This window comes from Variovorax sp. OV700, assembly GCF_900099805.1.
Classification (GTDB): domain Bacteria; phylum Pseudomonadota; class Gammaproteobacteria; order Burkholderiales; family Burkholderiaceae_C; genus Variovorax.
The window spans coordinates 320,614-337,584 of the sequence record NZ_FNDR01000002.1 but is presented as its reverse complement, the minus strand read 5'-3'; the positions used below and the strand labels follow the sequence as shown (position 1 = coordinate 337,584).

Genomic DNA, 16,971 nt, shown 5'->3' with positions numbered 1-16,971 from the left:
TCACGCCGCCTCGGGGTAGAGCTCGCTCTGCGGCGGAAGCACGCTGCCGCCGATGAGGCGTGCGTACTGTTCGACATAGGCGCTGGCCATCGTATGCGCCGAGAACCGTCTTTCGAACACCTGCCGCACGCGGCCGCGATCGAGCCCGCCGACGGCGTGCACCGCTTCGACGGCCTGCGCCTCGTCTTCGACGATGAGGCCGCTCACGCCGTGCTCGATCACTTCGGGCACCGAGCCGCAGCGCCATCCGATCACCGGCGTTCCGCAGGCCATGGCCTCGATCATCACCAGGCCGAAGGGCTCAGGCCAGTCGATCGGAAAGAGCAATGCCCGCGCACCGCCGAGAAACGCGGCCTTGTCTTCATCGCCGATCTCACCGATGAACTCGACCAGCGGGTTTGCGAGCAGCGGCCGGATCTCCTGCGCGAAATAGCGTGCATCGACCGCATCGACCTTGGCCGCGATCCTGAGCGGCATGCCGGCCCTCGTCGCGATCTGGATGGCACGGTCGGGCCGCTTTTCGGGCGAGATGCGCCCGAGGAAGGCCAGGTAGCTGCCGGGGTTCGGTTCGAAGGCATAGGGCGTCTCGTCGAGCCCGTGCGAAATGGTGGCGAACCAGTTGGCAAAGGGCAGCGGCTTGCGCTGGTGCCGCGAGATCGAAACCAGCGGGTATTGCTTCCAGCGCATGTAGGCACCGGGCAGGTCGGCGATGTCGAGGCGGCCATGGAGCGTAGTGAGCGTTCGGGCGGCCATGTCCTCGAAGAACGGAAAGTGCAGCAAGTCGACATGGAAATGCAGCACGTCGAATTCGTCCGCCCGCCGCCGCACCTCATGCAGCATGTTCAGGTGGCTGGCCAGGTCGGACTTCAGGGGCGCCGGGTCCAGACGCAGGGCCTGTGCCCGCGTGGGCGCCAGCTGGGCCCGGGTCTGCGTGTCCGCGGAGGCGAACAGCGTGACCTCGTGGCCCTGGTCGACCAGCGCGTTGGCCAGGTGGGCGACAACCCGTTCGGTGCCGCCATAGAACCGTGGCGGCACGGCTTCGTACAAGGGGGCGATCTGCGCGATCTTCATCGTCAAGACAGTCTCCTCGAGAGGAAATGAATGAACAGCGAAGAATGGAAGCGTGCAGCTTCCGTGCGCCCATTTTGGACCGCGCGTTCCCGAATGCAAGGGGGATCATGTCAGCCGCCGCCGCAGTTGCGTGCAGCCCGGGGCTTGTTGCGGATTTTCTCTTGCGTGACAGAAGGTTTTTTCGGGACGGCGCGGACCGCAGAAATGCGATCGACGGCCGCAGTCGGGCCACAACCGGGCATTGACGACGCCCGGCTGGGGATCCGGGCTACGTCGGCTTTGATGACGATCAGTCGATCCGTTGCTGGAAGGAAAGCATGGCCACGCTCCACTTGTGGCACTGGCTAATAGTCTTGGTCGTAATCGCGATCATCTTCGCGATGCCAAAGAACTTGCCATGAGCGACGCTTCCGTAGCTGGATTCGACGGCGAAGCCGACGTTCAAGGTCGAAGCTCGAATGCATTCACGGCGCTCTTGTTTGCTCATTCAGCGGCCGGCAAACCTCCAGCACCACCCCACGCAGCCACCGATGCGCAGGATCCCGATCAAGACGCGGATGCCACATCTGCGACACGGTGATCTGCTCCGTAGGCAGCGGCAGAGGGAACGAGCGCAGCGTGCCCCGCGCCCTCAGGTGTTCAAAGTACGAGGACGGTATCAATGCAATTAACTCAGTCGCGGCCGCTATCGACAAGGCGGTGCTGAAGCTGGGCACCACGACTGCGGTATTGCGCACCAGGCCCATCGCTGCGAGCGCGTCGTCCACCGGTCCCACAGTCCGGCCATGGCGTGAAGTGACCACGTGTTCGCAGGCAGCGTAGCGCTCGGCAGTGATCTCGGGTTCGGCGAGCAGGGGATGGCCTTGGCGCACTACTGCGATGAATCGGTCGCGATAGAGCGCCTGAACGCGTACCTCCGGGCCCGACTCACCGAGAACGCCGACATCCAGATCGAGCAATCCCTCGCGCAGTGGGCGAACGTCCTTGTCGGGCTTGGGTGCGAAGCGCAGGCGAACGCCGGGCGCTTCGTGCGCGGCGCGAGCCACCAGCTGATGCGCGAAGGCCTCGATGAAGCCGTCGTTGGCCCGTATGGTGAACAAGTGCTGGAGCGTGCGGGGGTCCATGCTCGTGCCGGCGGGCTGAAGCACCGCGCGCGACTCCTGCACCAGCTCCCTGACGCGGTCGCGCAGTGCGAGCGCATGCGGCGTGAGCACCATGGCGCGACCCGCGCGCACGAGGAGCTGGTCCCCGGTTGATTCCCGCAACCGCGCGAGCGCCCGGCTCATCGCCGACTCGCTCAGGCCCAGGCGCTCGGCAGCTTTCGCGACGCTGCCCTCGGAAAGAAGTGCGTTCAAAGCGAACAGCAGGTTCAGGTCAGCTTCTGTTGGCATGCCCGAACCTAGCACGGCTGCGAGGATTTCGGCAGGCGCCGCATGCAGGGACAAGTTGAGCGCCGCGCGCTGTGCAAGCCGTGCGCGCAGTCCTAAGCTGGCTTGGCGCAATAGAGCGTGCCTCTTCCAGTAGTCCAATCATGTTGTCATCTACGCTTCGACCGAACTCTTCTTCCACCATTGCCCGCACCGTCGAAACCCAAGAGGTGAACGACGTGAACGCAGTGCATGACGCCGATGGTCTGCCTCTACCGCGGCGCTACGCAGCCGTCGCCGCGATCCTGGGCGCGGGCGTGCTGGTGGTGCTCGATGGCGCCATCGCCAACATCGCGCTGCCAGGCATTGCCCAGCAATTGCAGGCGACACCCGCCGATGCCGTCTGGATCATCACCGCCTACCAATTGGCCGTGGTCATGTTCCTGTTGCCGGCTTCTGCTGTTGGGGAGAGGTTCGGGTATCGGCGGGTCTTCGCTGGCGGCGTCGCGCTGTTCACCGCGGCGTCGGTGTTGTGCGCGTTGGCCCCGTCGCTGCCATGGCTCGTGGCCGCGAGGTGCCTTCAGGGCCTGGGCAGTGCGGCCGTGATACCCCTTGGACTGGCGTTGTTGCGCTTCACTTATCCGCGTCGATTGCTGGCGCGCTCGATCGCCTGGAACGCGCTCGCCGTCGCGGCCGCTTCAGCGTCGGGCCCCACCCTTGGCGCTTTCATACTCTCTGCGGCAAGTTGGCCGTGGCTCTTTGCGGTGAATCTACCGATCGGCCTCCTCGTGCTCGCCGCCTGCGCAGGGTTGCCGAGCCCCGCGCGCTCGGTGCGCCGCATCGACGTCTGGAGCATCGCGCTCAACGCGGTCATGTTCGCCTCTTTCGTGCTGGGGAGTGACCGGCTGGTGGTGCATCCGTTGCACGGCGGCGCGTTGCTCGCGTTGTCGGCCGTTTGCATGGTCCTGCTGGTACGGCGTGAGATGCCAAAGTCAGCGCCGTTGATCCCGCTCGACCTGCTGCGCGTGCATTCCTTTCGGGTCTCGATCGTTGCCTCCGTGTGCTGCTTCACCGGCCAGATGGCCAGCCTTGTGGCTCTGCCGTTTTACATCCAGCACGAACTCGGCCAGAGCGCCGTGACTGCCGGCCTGTTGATGACCCCCTGGCCTTTGGCGGTGATGCTGGCTGCACCGCTGTCGGCACGCATGGCCCAGCGCTTGCCGAGCGCCTGGCTGTGCGCGGCCGGAAGTGCGTGCTTCGCGAGCGGTCTGGCCCTGTGTGCCCTGTGGCCGCTGCACGGCAACCCGGCTTTACCGATCGCTGTGTTCACGAGCCTCGCCGGCCTGGGCTTCGGCTTCTTTCAGACGCCGAACAACCAGAACATGCTGCTCTCGGCACCCAAGGAACGCAGCGGCGCGGCCGGTGGCGCGCAAGGCACCGCCCGACTCACGGGGTTGACGCTCGGCAGCCTGTTGATGAGTTTGATGTTCGGGCTGCTGCCGCCCCACAGCGCAGTGCACTGGGGCCTGGCGATGGCGGCTTTGGCCGCGCTGGCCGGGAGTGTGGCGAGCTTGCTCAGAAGCCCCGCAAGGGCTCGCGCCGCGTGATCGGTATCGGGAAGCGAGCGCACTCTTTTCGGCCCCAGCATTGCTGGTGCAACCGGCTTTGGAGGCACACAGATGTCTACAGTGGGGCCCCGAGCGGAAGTAGCGGCTTCGTAAAAGCAGTCGTTCACGGCGCAGGTCCGCACCCCTACTTCTCGGAGTCAGGTGCGGGTTCAAACAGCTCCACAAGATTTCCCGATGGGTCTTCCAGCAGAATCTGGCGGCCGCCCGGGCCCGCAACGATCTCGTTGCGAAACAAGACACCCGCCTTCTTCAGAGTGACCACTTCACCGTCGAGGTCGTCGGTGCGCACGATTATTCGATTCCACCCGCCCGGCTCGGGTGTTCGACCATCAGGCATGGGTTGCGATCCACCCCCAGGCCCCTTCCGAGGGCTGAGCACGAGTTGCATGTTCTCCTGCGTGAGAATCGCGAAATAGGGACCCGATTGTGCGGTGACGTGAAACCCCAAGTTCTCCTTGTAGAACGCAATAGCCGCATCGACGTCGTCCACAATATAGCGAACCATGAGTGCGTTTAGCTTCATACTGAATCTCCTTTGGCGAAGGCTTCAAGGGCAGTATGCAGTGGCGGCAATATTCATGAGACCGCCAGGGACACCCCGATCAGTTCTGTCGCCCTCATCAGTTTTCATGCACAGCAAGCTTCATGCGTCGCCAACGAATTGGTTGGTGGCCTGATTCCGCCACGACAGCGACCGACGTCCGGTCCTGGCCGAGGCTGTGTGGAAACGCGCTGTGCTGCTGGTCCTCTCGGAAGTTGACCTCTCAGATCAAGCCAGGATCGGCAATCGAAGGGGAAGGAAGGGTTTGAGTACCCCCGAAAACACGCTGATCACGAGTTTTCACACAGCCTCGGCCGAATCGAGTCAGGGCCGCCACACGTCAATCGCCCCTGATTTGTTAGCCGAGACTAGAACCATCTGGCTGCGCCAGTCAACGAGGACGACATTGTTCGACTTGCTGATAGCGGTGAAAGCATTCGTCAAAGCGGCGTCATCGGCACCCCTGTCGAGAAGCGCGGCGAGGACGTTGACGCCCGCGTCATCGGCTAGCCCGTACAGATGGACCTTGTCCGACAGTCGAATGCTGAAGCCATGCTCAACTTGCCCGAGAGGACGGGATGCGGTTGTCAATATGGGCGAAGGCAAGCGCTGTCCATGAAGCGTCGATGCCAAAAGATCCGCAGCACTTTGACCGACAAGTACTGGGGCTCTTGAGATGCGTCGAGCGTAGATGTCAGTCCACCCGTTTGCTCCTCGATGGGTTCGCTCAAATGCTTTGTACTCGGCAAGGCGCTTCTGGATTTCTGATAGCCGGTTGGCTGGAAAAAACTCGACCTGCGCCCACTCATCCTCATGAAATTGCGGCGCACCTTCGAAGGATTTAGTGCTGGGCATGACGAATCCAAGTTCGTCAGCCGCAACCGTCGGCATCGTGAATCGGATGGACTTGATATCAATGACCTCGATCTTGTCCGGGGCCTGCGCTGCCGAAGGGGCGGCACCCAGCGCAACCATAAGGGAGGAAATAAGCTTTTTCATGCGCTTCGGTTCTGCTCGATTTGATGATGGCGAGGCTGGGCGTCCGCTATGGCCGGATTTTCACGTCCGGCGCCAATGAGCGGTTGAATCCCCGCCGAAAGCGCACTAAACATCAAGCGCTCGCTGCCTTCGGATCTGACGTTTCTGCTCTGCGCTGGGCGGCTTGTAACAGCCGGAGAGACGCCGTCGGAGCGACTTTATCGCGGCAGCTTTTGAACGCATCACACCAGGGTCGGTCACGGTCTGAGCTTCGGCCCACTCCAATGAACCATCGACAAGCGCCCCTCTCAACGCACACAGGCAAAGCGTCTGCTGATATACCGTTGTTGCACTGGCGAATGTCTCGATCACCAAGTCTCGCAACTTCTTCTGCTGTTCCTGCGGTGGGACCAGCCCGTCATCGAAGCTCGTCAACCCGTTCAACGCGCTGAGCGCTCGCCAGAACGGATCGTCTGGCTCGTCCGAAAGCGCGGTCGTCGACATGCAGTAGTCCAACAGCACCGTTACGCAAGACTAGGTGCGAACTTCACTGAGAACAGCAATAGCGAATGGCGCGAGCGCCCGATCAGTCAGCAAGCGCTGCAGTGCAGCCACACCGCCGCGGCCGTAGGCAATGCAAGCCACAGCCCAGCGCGCGAGGGGCACCACCCTGGTGCCGTCCTCCAGTAGTCCATCTTCATGCCATCCGTGCTGGTTGCATAGCCGTTCAATCTCATCAGCGCCGTCAACGCCATGCGTGAGCGAAAACCGAATCAAGTCTTCCGGGAAAACCGAGCCGCCGTAGGACAGCGGTCCGGAGCTCTTGGCTGCTTTGCGGGCGAGATCATTGAATTTCATCGGAATTCGATATCCACGCTTTTGTGGTCGTCATGTCATTTGCCATTTGCCAGACTCTGAGATTCAGCCAACATGGTGAGGGTCCGGTTCTGGCCACTGGAGTCAGTTCTGACAGAGCGCTTGAGTGCTCGGCCCTTTCCCGAGAGTCTCCTGTTAGTACTGAGTCAAATGAAAGTTCGTCGCTGCGTCCAACGCGGAAACAAGCGGGCTTTTCTCTGTGTTGGATTTGATCGGTACGATCGTTCTTGTAAACGCCCTCTTACCCTGCATTTCAGTTTCGATGTACACAATGTGCACGCTGCCGCGGCCCGGGTTCTCTTTCTCGGTGTAAAGAGCTCTCTTGAATTCCGCCTCAGTCAGCGCTTCGAAAGTCTTGGCGTCGACCAACGAGGTCACGATACCTGACGGCTCCGCCTTGATCTGACCAGCCACGACAGCACCAATTACTCCTCCGAATGCAGCGCCCAATGCCCCGCGTCGCAATTCGGCTTGGAGATTGCGATAGACCACGAAGTGATGGAGCTTGATTTCAAGCGGACCGCTGTCCGCACCGAGCTTTTCGAACGCTCGATGCTGGAAAAGGCGGGTGGCAGGCGGAACGATGGCACTGTCGGGGACGCGATAAGTAGCATAGGCGTCGCTTGTGACGAGGAGGCTGAAGATTTCGCTTTGCTTCTCCTTTTCAGGACGCAGATCCGTAACTCGAGCTGGAACAGAACGCTCTATGCCCGGAACGTTCACGGTAACCACCTGCGCAGCACAGCCGGAAAGCAGGACGGCCACAGCGATCAAGTAAATTCTCAAGATTTCCTCCAAGCCATTTTTTTTGAGATTGCCAACAAATCAGCAGACCGACTCTAGTCGGCACAAAGGCGCTTGCAATGCCCCCGCCAGGGAAGAATGCGCAGGTGTGATGAACTTCCGCTCCTAGCCGATTGTCGTGCGGCACGAGGTCAGTGCGCACGCGCTTCGGACGCCCGGTTTGACCGTCGGCTCGAGGCCGATTGTGTTGAAAAACTCCCTCGGCAAGGCTCAGCCACGTTTTCGTGGGTACTTCACCCCTTACCTTGCGTGAGATCGTCGATCCTGGCCCGTTCTATGAGGTCGATTTTTCGATCACCGGAGGTTGGCCAGCAACCTTCGAGTTTTTCAACACAATCGGCCGAGTCCGGTCCTTGGCTACGCCAACTCACTGGTGGAGCGGGCCTGTGCGACGGCGAGGTCGCAATGGAGGCTTTCAAAACACTGGGACTTTTCATCGCAACTGCACTGGCAGAAATCGTCGGCTGCTAGCTACCTTACCTCTGGCTAAAGCACGGCAAGTCGGCCTGGCTGCTCGTGCCCGCAGCAATGAGCCTGCCGGTTTTCGCGTGGTTGCTGTCGCTCCATCCGACGGCCGCCGGGCGTGTGTACGCCGCCCATGGCGGGGTCTACATCGCGTTGCGATCCTGTGGTTATGGGCGGTGGACAAGGTGACTCCATCGACCACCGACTGGATCGGCGTCGCCGTCGGCTTTCTCGGCATGGCCATCAGCATGTATGGACCTCGGGAGCCAGGTCGTTGATTTCATTGACCTTGGTGTTCCGACTTGAGCGACGGTCGACGGCTGCCCGCTACCCCAGCGGATCGAAGCCCGGCGCCTGCGCCATCTCGGAAGCCTTGTAGATCTTGTGCTGCGCCGTGGGGCCAAGTGCATCGGAAACCACCAGCAGGCGCCAGAGCGGTTCGCGTGCGGAGCATGCGCGTTCTTCGCTCGTGAGCTGGAAGGCGGGCAGGCCCGTGGCGGTGCCCTTCACCACGACCCTGAGAAGCGTTGCGCCCTTGGCGTTCGACACCTCGATGTCATAGCCTAGCCCTTGGCTGCTCACATCCTCGGCGTTGTAGCCGTAGCCCTTGAAGTGGCGCATCACGTAGGCTGTGGCGGCGGCTTGCACGTCTTCGCGCGAGACCTGCCCGGATGCCGCCTGGCCCTCGGCCGCGGTGTCGGGAACGCTGCCTCGCGCCCTGGAGGCCTTGATTTCGGTATCGTCGGGAATCCAGCCCCGCGGGCCGCGGACCAGCACCGCGAGCTTTTGGGCCGGCTCCCAGATTGCCACATGCCATTCGCTCTCGTCGCGCACCCGCGTCGACACCTTGGCGCCCTTGTTGCTCTCGAGTTCGGCGATGGGCACGCGGTTCGTCTGCACAACGGCGCGGAAGCCCTGGCCTGCATCGAAGGTCCGCTTGAGCAGCGCCAGGCGGTCCTTGGCGCGCTGGATCTGGTAGGGCGTGCGTTCGCCGCCGTCCGGCCGATGATGCGTGTCCAGCGACTCGAGGCAGAACCAGCGTCCTTGCGCACCCACGCTCACGTATTCCGCCCAGATGGTGGCAATGACGTTGTCGCCGGTTGCCAGCCAGGCTTGGTCGAACGGCTTTTCGCGCGCGTCGAACACGCCCATCTTGGCGACGATTTCGACCGGCGTGAGCCTCGGTCCTGACAGGCGCATCTCGTCGATGACGGCGAGTACGGGGGGATCGACTTCCTTGTCCATGCAGTGGCGTTTTGGCGAATTGGGGGGTGGGAGTATGCCGTATCGGTGCTCCCCTTCTTGAGTTGGCCGGCCATTCGCACACCTGTTACGGCGGCCCTACATTGTTTCGACCGCCGGAGGGTACTCCTCGGTCCGGGCAGAATCCAGCGAAGGCTTACCCACATGAATTCCTCGACCCGGCTCCCCATCCTCCAACTCGACGACGTAGGCTTTGCCTATCCGGACCAGTCCGCGCTGGCGTCCGACTGGTGCGCCTCGGTGGGCGAAGGCGTCACGTTGATGTACGGCGACACAGGCACCGGAAAATCGACCCTGCTGCGCGTGATCGCGGGCACGCTGCCCGTTTCCGGACAGCTGACGCTGGCGGGCGCATGCCTCGACGCTGAGCCCGAGGCCTACAAGCGCAACGTGTTCTTTTGCGATCCGGCCACGGACGCGTTCGACCCGATCACCGCGCGTGCCTGCACGGCCATGCTGAACGAGGGCGACGGCGGCTTCGATGCGGCACTCTGGCAAACGCTGGTCGATGGCTTTTCACTTCAGCCGCACATCGAGAAGCCGATGTACATGCTCTCGACCGGATCGAAGCGCAAGGTGTGGCTGGCCGCCGCGCTGGCCTCCTGCCGGCCGCTGGTGCTGCTGGACGAACCCGAGGGCGCGCTCGACGCACGCTCCATCGGCTGCCTCTGGAAAACCATTGGCGCGCTCGCCGCCCGCCCGGGCCATGCCATCGTCATTGCGAGCAGCGCGCGCCTCGAACATGTTCCGCAGATAGCGCTCGCCGGCTGCATCGAACTGCCGCTTGCCTGAGCTCACCGGCCCCAGATCTTCCTGTAGGCATCCCGATAGCCGTTGCCTGAATCGAAGCTGTTCGCCGGTGCGCCGTCAAAAGCTCAGGCTGCAAGCACCTGCAGGTTGCCGACACCCGGCAGCACGCGCAGCGTGGCGGCCAGCCGCACCGAATAGTCGCGGCTGAACACCGTGCTGATCTCGATGTATTCGCAGCGCGCTTCGGCCGTTGTCAGGGTCAGCACGGCATAGCCGCGCTTGCTGGTCTCGGCGTAGCGCAGGTCGTCGACCATGCGCTTGAAGCCATCGGACAGCAGGTCGTTGGCGATCAGCGGCAGCGCCCGTTCGAAGCCGGGGGAAGACACGGAGGAGGTGCCGAATTCCACCCCCACCCGCTGGCCCGAGGAATCGGTGAGGTTCCCGGCCCAGGCATTGTGCGTGTCGCCGGCCAGCGAGATCAGGTTCTTGCCCTGGCTGCGCGCCATGGCCAGCACGGCATCGCGCGCAGCCGGGTAGCCGTCCCACGCATCGAGGTTGTAGGGCACCTTCTGCTGCGCAATCAGGGCGCGCTGGCTTTCGCTGCGTGCGGACTCCGGCAGCGCCAGCGCCGCGAGGTATTCGGTCAGCGTCTCTAGGCTGAAGTTGGCCGCAACGCTCAGGGGAATGTGCATGCGCATCATGAGCACTTGCTGCCCGAGTACCTGCCAGGTGCACGGCGATGCCGCCATGCGTCCGGACAGCCAATCGACCTGCGGCTGTCCCAGCAGCTGCCGCGTGGACGCGGAGGCCTCGCCGGCCAGGTACTGGCTGAGCGTGACCTGTTTGTCTCGGCCGATCAGGCGGGTGTCGAGCATGTGCATCGATGCCAGCGTGCCGATGTCGAACGAGCGGTAGATCCGCAGCGGGTTGGCCGGGTCGGGCAGCCGGGTCGGCAGCCACTCGTGGTAGGCCTGCACGGCGGCCGCGCGCCGTGCGGCAAAGCTGCCTTCGGTCGACTCGTCGTGGTTCTCGGCGCCGCCCGACCACGCATCGTCGGCCACGTCGTGGTCGTCCCACACGGCAATCATGGGCAGCCGCGCATGCAGGGCACGAAGGTCGTTGTCGGTGCGGTACTGCGCATGGCGCAGGCGATAGTCCGTGAGCGACAGGAGCTCGTGGTCGGGGTTCGACTCGCGGTCGATGGCAATGGCGAGCTGCGAGGCATAGCCCACCCGGCCGTACTCGTAGATGTAGTCGCCCAGGTGCAGCACCACGTCGATGTCGGTGCGCTTGGCGATCTCGGCATAGACATTGAAGTAGCCGCTCGGGAAGTTGGAGCACGACACCACCGCGAGCTTGGCCTGCGACACGCCGCCCACCGGCAGCGTCTTGGTGCGGCCGACGGGCGAGTTGTCGCCGCCCATGGCAAAGCGATAGAAATACGTGCTGGCAGCCTGCAGGCCTGTGACGTCCACCTTGACCGTGTAGTCGCGCTCGGGGCCCGCGCTCGCGGTGCCGCGCGCGACGATGATGCCGAAGCCTTCGTCGCTCGCCACTTCCCAATCGAGGTTGATGGTGCCCGGCGCGGACGCCGTCACGCGCGTCCAGATGATCACGCGATCGGACAACGGGTCGCCGCTGGCGATGCCATGCTTGAACACCGAACTGGGACCGTCTGGCGGCCTGCCGCCGCCCCCGCCTCCACCGAAGCCCCCTCCTCCTCCGTGGCCGCCCCCACCCCCACCGCAGGCGGTCAGCCCAATGCCGCCGCCCGAGAACATCGCGAACAGCACCGCGCTTTGCAACAGCGATCGTCGGGTGGTGCCTGTCAGGCCTTGCTGGGGATCGATGCCGCCGTCGTGGGCGATGGGGCTTGCCTGGTCTTTCTTCTTGTCATCGTCAGTGCGCATGGCTGTCTCCTGGTCCGCCGACGGTGAGACGCACGGCACGCCTCAGTCCCCTTTCGACGTCGGCGCCATTGAATGTGAAGACTTTGGTTTTTAGCGTAGGTTTGCGCCGACGCCCGCGTCAGCCGGAAGCGCACGGCATGCTTGCCGCAATCCTTGCGGATCGACGCGTCAGTCGCACTCCCGAAAGCGCTTGCACTCGGGGGCGACGTGGATGGACGTCAACGTGTTTTCGCCATCGATGTGTTTCGCGGTGAACCTCACCCACGAACCTTCGGCGATGCCCGCCAGCAGCGTGCGGTCCCTCACCCTGAATGCCTGAACCGTGAATGGAATCTTGGCCCTCGGGATCAACTTCAGCCGGACGTAAAGCTTGCCGTCGGACTCTTCCTTGAAGGAAGTGAGGCGCGCGTACGTGGTCACCGGCCTCGCCGCCTCGGTGGCGGTTTCGACAGGCTTCGTTTCAGTCGAGTGAGCAGGCGCCCCCATCGCCGTGGCAAGGCTCGACGCGAACATGAGGATGAAGGGATTGAGCATTTTCTGTCCCGGGATTCTGCAAGATGCGGGCGCGGTGTCGCGCTTGGTCAAACGTCTTCACGTCCGGCCATGGCGCGCTCGACAAGCCGGGCCATTGCCGCTGCGTTCTCGGTCCCCTCGGCCGCAAGTCCGGCGACGGTCCCTTGCCTGTCTTGCAGGTCTTCGTCCTGACTCGCCTTGAGCTTGCCAACCAGGCGTTCGATCGGAATTTCTATGCCCACTACGGCACGCGTGAGCTTGTCGATGAAGTCTGCCGGCGCGTCCGTCACCTTCCAAGGCGATTGGCGTGAGGACTCATGGACAGCCGTGAGGCGGACCAGCAGGTCGCGCAGCCACGCTTCATCAGTAATGGCCCGGGCAACACCGTGTGCATGCGCGACCGCGTAGTTCCAAGTGGGAACGACCTTCCCATGCGACCGCTTGCCCGGATACCAGCCAGGTGCGATGTACGACTGAGGGCCCTGGAACATCACCACCGACTGATCCGAATCGGGAAGCTGCCTCCATACGGGATTGGCGCGCGAGACGTGGCCAAGAAGCGTGCCGAGCTTGCCGCGCGACCTGTCCAGCAGAAAGGGAACATGGTTCGCGACCAGCCCTTCACTACTGGGCGCAACCCAGGCGCCAAGGGGATGGGCTTCCATCAGCGCCTGGGCTTCGGCGAGGTCGGGCAGCACGTGATGCTTTGATATGTACACGAAAACTCCAAGATTCAGTCGAGTCGAGGGCGCTGTTGCGAGAGGGAGTGCACCGCTCGACGGCACTGGGTATTTTGTCCCCCGGAACTCCCGTCTCCCCAACGAGATCGCGAATCAACTCATCAATAAGGGCCGATGCTCTTGACAGTACCGTCGCTCTATGACGAGTGGCTAGGTGCAAACAAGAGGTACTTAAGACTACATTCAGGAAACCAAAAAAAGCCGGCTTTTTTAGCCCAGTCAAATGCCGGCAATGGGAGGAATGAATGCCGCTCTTGTTCTTGATGAGACTGCAGCACACCCCGCTGCCAGTACGGGTCGTCCAGCCGGAAGAGGTCCGCCACGTCTCGGTGCTTGTGGCCACAGGCCTGATAGAAGCCGACATCGCACCTCTCCATCCGACCGGCCCGTACGCCGCATCGCGCATGGCGACGGTAAAGCGCATCACGGAGGACGGGGCTGCCGAAATCGCAAAGATGAGCGACACGCCCAAGCAGGCGAAAACCTCGATGCGATTCGCGCGGGGTCAGCGGCTGATGTGAGTCTCGGTTCCCGGTTTCAGGGTGGCGGAGAAGCTCCGATCTCGAAGACGTCGCCGTTCGTGGGCGTGGCACGCTCGTGATAGATGTCGTAGAGGTATTGCGCAAGCTCGCCGCCAGTGACGTCGGACGGAATGCCGAGCTGCACCTTCCGGCGCTTTCCATCCGGCCCCATCAGGTAGCCGTTCCACCGGCCTTCGACTCTCTCGATGGCCATGACCTGGCCGAACACGTTGAACAAATGCCGCATGCCTTTTTCTCCTGGCGAACTGTGACAGTGTCTCCTGGAACCTGTTCGATCGTGACCTTGCCCTCTTTCACGAGCTTGGCGAATTTCACGGTTTCTTCGCGGATGCGGCTCGCCATGTCGGCCGGGCTGTCGCCGATCGGATCGGCGCCAATCGCACGCATCCTCTCGCCGAAGTCGGGCGACTTGATGATCTTGACCATCTCGGCATTCAGCTTCGCGACGATGTCCTTCGGCGTGCCCGCCGGCGCCAGCACGCCAACCCACGTTCCGATGTCGAAGCCCTTGAGCCCGGCCTCTTCGAGCGGCACATCGGGCAGCACAGCGGAGCGCTTGGCCGTGGTGACCGCCAGCGCGCGCAGCTTGCCGCCCTTGATGTGCTGAAGCACGGGCGTGTTGGTGTCGGCCGATGAGATGCTGCGCCGTGCCGTTGCCGTTGGAGCCGTAGGTCAGCTCCTTGGGCGAGGATTTGGCGACGGAGAGATCGCTGTGCGCTGGGCACTCGATGGACACGGCATCGTGATGCGCGCCGAATGGGACATCGAGCGCTATCTGGCGAGCTGCCGCCTGGTGCAGGTGCTGCCGCAGTACCGAACGCCCAGCGCCGACATCTACGCGGTCTATGCGCAGCGGCACCAGCTCTCATCGCGCATCAGGGTGTTCGTCGATTGCCTGTCGGAAGCCTTCGGGCGGCTCGGTGCCGGTACTGGAGCTAGCTGAGGTCGAATTGATTCTGGTTGACCACGGCCTGCCTCCTCGACGAGTATTGAAGGTGGCGTCGCCAGATGATGATGATGCCGTGCCGGTGCGCCTGCGACGCCGGCAATTCCGGAGACACGGAAACACGGAAACACGGAAACACGGAGACAAACAATGAGCAAACTGGTAGCCCCGGAGCAAGCCCTGCGCTGGCGAATCGCGATCATGGCGGCGGCACTGCTTGCCGCTCTTTCCGCCTTTTCCGGCTGCGCGCAGATGTCCGCTTCGGGCGCTGCGCCCGCGGTGGTCGAACAGCTTCTCGTGCGCGAGCGCCAGCCCGCATTCGGCGGCAGCGCTTTCGGCAATGCCGGCCCTTACGAGCGCGTGGTCGCGCAAGCCCAGGTGGCGCTCGATCCGGCGCATCCGGCCAACCGCGGCATCGTCGACGCGGGGGCGGCCGCATCGGCCGACGGCAAGGTTCGCTACAAGGCCGACGTCGTCATCCTGCGGCCACGCGACAGCGCGAGGGCATCGGGAACATGGGTGGTCGAAGTCGCGAACCGCGGCCGCAAGCTGATGCTCGAGATCGTCAACGGCGGCGGCCTCCAGGCCGATCGCGCCGAAGAAGCCGGCACGGGATGGCTGATGCGCCAGGGCCATACCCTGCTGTGGGTCGGCTGGCAGGGCGACATTCCGGCGGACGCCACCGGCAAGACCGTCGGCATGGTGCTGCCAACAGCCATGCAAGGCGGGCAACCGATCATAGGCGCCGCATTCGAGGAGATCGTGTTCGACGCGCCCGGCCCGCGCGGCACCTTGCCCTTGAGCTACCCGTCCGCCTCGCTCGATCCGGCGATGGGAGAACTGAGCGTGCGTGCGCGGCCGGAAGCCTCACCCACCGTGATCGGACCCGCGCAGTGGCGCTACAAGGATGCCAGATCGATCGAATTCGAACGCCCCGCCGGCTTCGATGCCGGCGCGATCTACCAATTCAGGTACACGGCACGCGACCCGCGCCCGATGGGCCTGGGCATGGCGTCGCTGCGCGACGTCGTGTCGCACCTGAAGACCGGCCTGCCCGACGCGAGCGGCCAGCCAAGCCCGCTGGCCGACCTGAAGCCCAGGGCCACGGTGGCGATCGGCATCTCGCAATCGGGACGCTTCCTGCGCGACTGGGTGTGGCAGGGCTTCAATGCCGGCCCGGGCGGCCAGCGCGTGTTCGACGGCATGGTCGCGACCATCGCCGGCTCGCGCAAGACCTACACCAACGTGCGCTGGGCGCAGCCCGGCCGCTACTCGCGCCAGCACGAGGACCACTTCTTCTACGGCGACCAGTTTCCGTTCAGCTACGCGACCACGACCGATCCGCTGAGCGGCCGGCAGGGCGGCCTGCTCGCGCGCTGCGCTGTCGACCGGACGTGCCCCAAGGTCTTTCAGCTCGACAGCGGCCTCGAGTACTGGCAGGGCCGCGCCGCACTGGTCGTCACCGACGGCGCCGGGCGCGACATCGCGCTGCCCGATGACGTGCGCGTGTACCTGATGTCGTCGACGCAGCACGTCACCGCGCGCAACGCGACCTCCCCCATCTGCGAAACGCCCATCAACCCGGCGCAACAGCAGCCGGTGTACCGTGCACTGCTGACCCGCATGATCGAGTGGTCACGCGACGGCAAGGCGCCACCGGCCAGCCGGCACCCGACCGTGCGCGACGGCACGTTGGTGCAGGCGACTGCCGCGTCGATGCGGTTTCCCGATCTGTCGCCGCTCGGCGTGACGCTGCCCGCGCCCAACCTTCTCATGGTGAACGACGACAGCGCAATGCCTGCAAGGCCCGACGCCACGCGCGCATACACGGTCCTCGTTCCCAGGACCGATGCCGACGGCAACGACGAGGCCGGCATCCGCCTGCCCGACGTCGCCGTTCCGCTGGCCACCTACACCGGCTGGAACCGGCGAAAGGCCGGCTTCGCGCCGGGCCAGTTGTGCGGCCTCGACGGCAGCTACCTGCCCTTCTCGGCGACCGCCACCGAGGCCGCCGCCAAGCGCGACCCGCGGCTCCCGATTGCAAAACGCTACCCGAGCCGCGAGGTCTACCTCGCGAAAGTGAAAAGCGCGGTGCAGCGTCTGCAGGCGGAGGGCCTGATGCTCGACGAGGACGCCGCACGGTGGATGGACAACGCAGCCAGGGATGGACGGATCGCCGTGCTGCCCTAGCTTTTTTCTTGGAGGTCCTATGAATTACCAAGGTAGCTGCCACTGCGGCCGGATCGCCTTCGAGGTCGAGGGCGACGTTCAAGGTGCGATGGCATGCAATTGCTCGATGTGCCAGCGCAGAGGATCGCTGCTGTGGTTCGTGCCGCACGACCGGCTCCGGCTGAAAACGCCGCCCGAGGACATGAGCACCTACATGTTCAACAAGCATGTGATCTCGCATCGCTTCTGCGCGGTCTGCGGCATTCACACCTTCGGCGAGGGCACCGATCCCAAGGGCAACAAGATGGCGGCCATCAACATCCGATGCCTCGAGGGCATCGATCTGGATGCGGTGCCGGTGCAGCATTTCGACGGGCGCGCGAAGTAAGTCCGACGCGGCGCGATGGG

General features: G+C 63.8%; 18 protein-coding genes and 3 pseudogenes. 7 read left to right on the top strand and 14 right to left on the bottom strand.

From position 1 onward, the window contains the following. The 3 genes from BLR24_RS05180 to BLR24_RS05175 form a co-directional block, all read right to left on the bottom strand. On the bottom strand, positions 1-1,071 hold the full coding sequence (locus BLR24_RS05180; protein ID WP_093013677.1) for a glycosyltransferase family 4 protein: 1,071 nt from the start codon (positions 1,069-1,071) through the stop codon (positions 1-3). 289 nt (positions 1,072-1,360) lie between these two features. Continuing rightward, positions 1,361-1,558, bottom strand: a complete 198-nt coding sequence (locus BLR24_RS30280; RefSeq protein WP_139188714.1) for a hypothetical protein — start codon at positions 1,556-1,558, stop codon at positions 1,361-1,363. Continuing rightward, positions 1,536-2,462 (bottom strand): LysR family transcriptional regulator, encoded by a 927-nt coding sequence (locus BLR24_RS05175; protein WP_093014718.1) that lies wholly within the window; start codon positions 2,460-2,462, stop codon positions 1,536-1,538. Before BLR24_RS05175 ends, BLR24_RS30280 begins: the two co-directional genes overlap by 23 nt. Positions 2,463-2,677: 215 nt before the next feature. On the opposite strand from BLR24_RS05175, the gene BLR24_RS05170 reads away from it, so the two are divergent. Continuing rightward, complete coding sequence (locus BLR24_RS05170; RefSeq protein ID WP_254787173.1) at positions 2,678-4,045, top strand: MFS transporter; 1,368 nt, start codon at positions 2,678-2,680, stop codon at positions 4,043-4,045. 145 nt (positions 4,046-4,190) lie between these two features. On the opposite strand, the gene BLR24_RS05165 is transcribed toward BLR24_RS05170, so the two are convergent. The 5 genes from BLR24_RS05165 to BLR24_RS30275 all read right to left on the bottom strand — a co-directional run bounded on the left by BLR24_RS05165 (position 4,191) and on the right by BLR24_RS30275 (position 7,247). Beyond that, the gene (locus tag BLR24_RS05165; protein ID WP_093013671.1) at positions 4,191-4,589 is read right to left on the bottom strand and encodes a VOC family protein; all 399 of its coding nucleotides are present in this window, start codon (positions 4,587-4,589) and stop codon (positions 4,191-4,193) included. Between the two features lie 342 nt (positions 4,590-4,931). Then, positions 4,932-5,606 carry a hypothetical protein gene (locus BLR24_RS05160; RefSeq protein ID WP_093013668.1) on the bottom strand — a complete coding sequence of 225 codons (675 nt, stop codon included), beginning with the start codon at positions 5,604-5,606 and terminating at the stop codon, positions 4,932-4,934. 105 nt (positions 5,607-5,711) lie between these two features. Next, positions 5,712-6,089, bottom strand: coding sequence for a hypothetical protein (locus BLR24_RS05155; protein WP_139188713.1), 378 nt, complete (start codon positions 6,087-6,089; stop codon positions 5,712-5,714). A gap of 30 nt (positions 6,090-6,119) precedes the next feature. Continuing rightward, positions 6,120-6,443 carry a hypothetical protein gene (locus tag BLR24_RS05150; RefSeq protein WP_093013662.1) on the bottom strand — a complete coding sequence of 108 codons (324 nt, stop codon included), beginning with the start codon at positions 6,441-6,443 and terminating at the stop codon, positions 6,120-6,122. Positions 6,444-6,596: 153 nt separating this feature from the next. Further along, on the bottom strand, positions 6,597-7,247 hold the full coding sequence (locus BLR24_RS30275) for a hypothetical protein (RefSeq protein WP_139188712.1): 651 nt from the start codon (positions 7,245-7,247) through the stop codon (positions 6,597-6,599). A 423-nt stretch (positions 7,248-7,670) separates the two neighbouring features. Between BLR24_RS30275 and BLR24_RS05135 the strand changes: the two are divergent. Then, positions 7,671-8,008, top strand: a pseudogene (locus BLR24_RS05135) (YnfA family protein). A 49-nt stretch (positions 8,009-8,057) separates the two neighbouring features. Here BLR24_RS05135 and BLR24_RS05130 read toward each other — a convergent pair. Then, positions 8,058-8,975, bottom strand: coding sequence for a protein NO VEIN domain-containing protein (locus tag BLR24_RS05130; RefSeq protein ID WP_093013652.1), 918 nt, complete (start codon positions 8,973-8,975; stop codon positions 8,058-8,060). A gap of 162 nt (positions 8,976-9,137) precedes the next feature. Here BLR24_RS05130 and BLR24_RS05125 point away from each other — a divergent pair, with 162 nt between their 5' ends. Further along, positions 9,138-9,785 carry an ABC transporter ATP-binding protein gene (locus tag BLR24_RS05125; RefSeq protein ID WP_093013649.1) on the top strand — a complete coding sequence of 216 codons (648 nt, stop codon included), beginning with the start codon at positions 9,138-9,140 and terminating at the stop codon, positions 9,783-9,785. Between the two features lie 83 nt (positions 9,786-9,868). On the opposite strand, the gene BLR24_RS05120 is transcribed toward BLR24_RS05125, so the two are convergent. From BLR24_RS05120 to BLR24_RS05110, 3 genes are all read right to left on the bottom strand, one after another. Further along, entirely contained in the window at positions 9,869-11,653 is a 1,785-nt protein-coding gene (locus BLR24_RS05120; RefSeq protein WP_093013646.1) for an alkaline phosphatase D family protein, read from the bottom strand. Positions 11,654-11,821: 168 nt separating this feature from the next. Beyond that, positions 11,822-12,187, bottom strand: coding sequence for a copper-binding protein (locus BLR24_RS05115; protein ID WP_254787172.1), 366 nt, complete (start codon positions 12,185-12,187; stop codon positions 11,822-11,824). Positions 12,188-12,234: 47 nt separating this feature from the next. Further along, positions 12,235-12,885 carry an FMN-binding negative transcriptional regulator gene (locus BLR24_RS05110; RefSeq protein ID WP_093013642.1) on the bottom strand — a complete coding sequence of 217 codons (651 nt, stop codon included), beginning with the start codon at positions 12,883-12,885 and terminating at the stop codon, positions 12,235-12,237. A gap of 266 nt (positions 12,886-13,151) precedes the next feature. On the opposite strand from BLR24_RS05110, the gene BLR24_RS05105 reads away from it, so the two are divergent. Continuing rightward, entirely contained in the window at positions 13,152-13,427 is a 276-nt protein-coding gene (locus BLR24_RS05105) for a hypothetical protein (protein ID WP_093013639.1), read from the top strand. 16 nt (positions 13,428-13,443) lie between these two features. On the opposite strand, the gene BLR24_RS05100 is transcribed toward BLR24_RS05105, so the two are convergent. Next, positions 13,444-13,641 carry a DUF7661 family protein gene (locus BLR24_RS05100; protein WP_175543182.1) on the bottom strand — a complete coding sequence of 66 codons (198 nt, stop codon included), beginning with the start codon at positions 13,639-13,641 and terminating at the stop codon, positions 13,444-13,446. Positions 13,642-13,718: 77 nt separating this feature from the next. Next, a pseudogene (locus tag BLR24_RS05095) lies at positions 13,719-14,154 on the bottom strand (tripartite tricarboxylate transporter substrate-binding protein); the annotation flags it as partial. Between BLR24_RS05095 and BLR24_RS05090 the strand changes: the two are divergent. The 3 genes and pseudogenes from BLR24_RS05090 to BLR24_RS05080 form a co-directional block, all read left to right on the top strand. Then, positions 14,146-14,391 (top strand): annotated as a pseudogene (locus tag BLR24_RS05090) (LysR substrate-binding domain-containing protein); the annotation flags it as partial. The pseudogenes BLR24_RS05095 and BLR24_RS05090 sit on opposite strands and share 9 nt — an antisense overlap. Positions 14,392-14,544: 153 nt before the next feature. Next, complete coding sequence (locus BLR24_RS05085; RefSeq protein WP_139188711.1) at positions 14,545-16,584, top strand: alpha/beta hydrolase domain-containing protein; 2,040 nt, start codon at positions 14,545-14,547, stop codon at positions 16,582-16,584. 19 nt (positions 16,585-16,603) lie between these two features. After that, entirely contained in the window at positions 16,604-16,951 is a 348-nt protein-coding gene (locus BLR24_RS05080) for a GFA family protein (protein WP_093013630.1), read from the top strand. Positions 16,952-16,971: the final 20 nt, after the last annotated feature.

Coding starts and splice junctions, on each gene's coding strand:
- BLR24_RS05180 (WP_093013677.1), bottom strand. CDS start 1,071: ATGAAGATCGCGCAGATCGCCCCCTTGTACGAAGCCGTGCCGCCACGG.
- BLR24_RS30280 (WP_139188714.1), bottom strand. CDS start 1,558: ATGAGCAAACAAGAGCGCCGTGAATGCATTCGAGCTTCGACCTTGAAC.
- BLR24_RS05175 (WP_093014718.1), bottom strand. CDS start 2,462: ATGCCAACAGAAGCTGACCTGAACCTGCTGTTCGCTTTGAACGCACTT.
- BLR24_RS05165 (WP_093013671.1), bottom strand. CDS start 4,589: ATGAAGCTAAACGCACTCATGGTTCGCTATATTGTGGACGACGTCGAT.
- BLR24_RS05160 (WP_093013668.1), bottom strand. CDS start 5,606: ATGAAAAAGCTTATTTCCTCCCTTATGGTTGCGCTGGGTGCCGCCCCT.
- BLR24_RS05155 (WP_139188713.1), bottom strand. CDS start 6,089: ATGTCGACGACCGCGCTTTCGGACGAGCCAGACGATCCGTTCTGGCGA.
- BLR24_RS05150 (WP_093013662.1), bottom strand. CDS start 6,443: ATGAAATTCAATGATCTCGCCCGCAAAGCAGCCAAGAGCTCCGGACCG.
- BLR24_RS05130 (WP_093013652.1), bottom strand. CDS start 8,975: ATGGACAAGGAAGTCGATCCCCCCGTACTCGCCGTCATCGACGAGATG.
- BLR24_RS05125 (WP_093013649.1), top strand. CDS start 9,138: ATGAATTCCTCGACCCGGCTCCCCATCCTCCAACTCGACGACGTAGGC.
- BLR24_RS05120 (WP_093013646.1), bottom strand. CDS start 11,653: ATGCGCACTGACGATGACAAGAAGAAAGACCAGGCAAGCCCCATCGCC.
- BLR24_RS05115 (WP_254787172.1), bottom strand. CDS start 12,187: ATGCTCAATCCCTTCATCCTCATGTTCGCGTCGAGCCTTGCCACGGCG.
- BLR24_RS05105 (WP_093013639.1), top strand. CDS start 13,152: ATGCCGCTCTTGTTCTTGATGAGACTGCAGCACACCCCGCTGCCAGTA.
- BLR24_RS05100 (WP_175543182.1), bottom strand. CDS start 13,641: ATGGCCATCGAGAGAGTCGAAGGCCGGTGGAACGGCTACCTGATGGGG.
- BLR24_RS05085 (WP_139188711.1), top strand. CDS start 14,545: ATGAGCAAACTGGTAGCCCCGGAGCAAGCCCTGCGCTGGCGAATCGCG.
- BLR24_RS05080 (WP_093013630.1), top strand. CDS start 16,604: ATGAATTACCAAGGTAGCTGCCACTGCGGCCGGATCGCCTTCGAGGTC.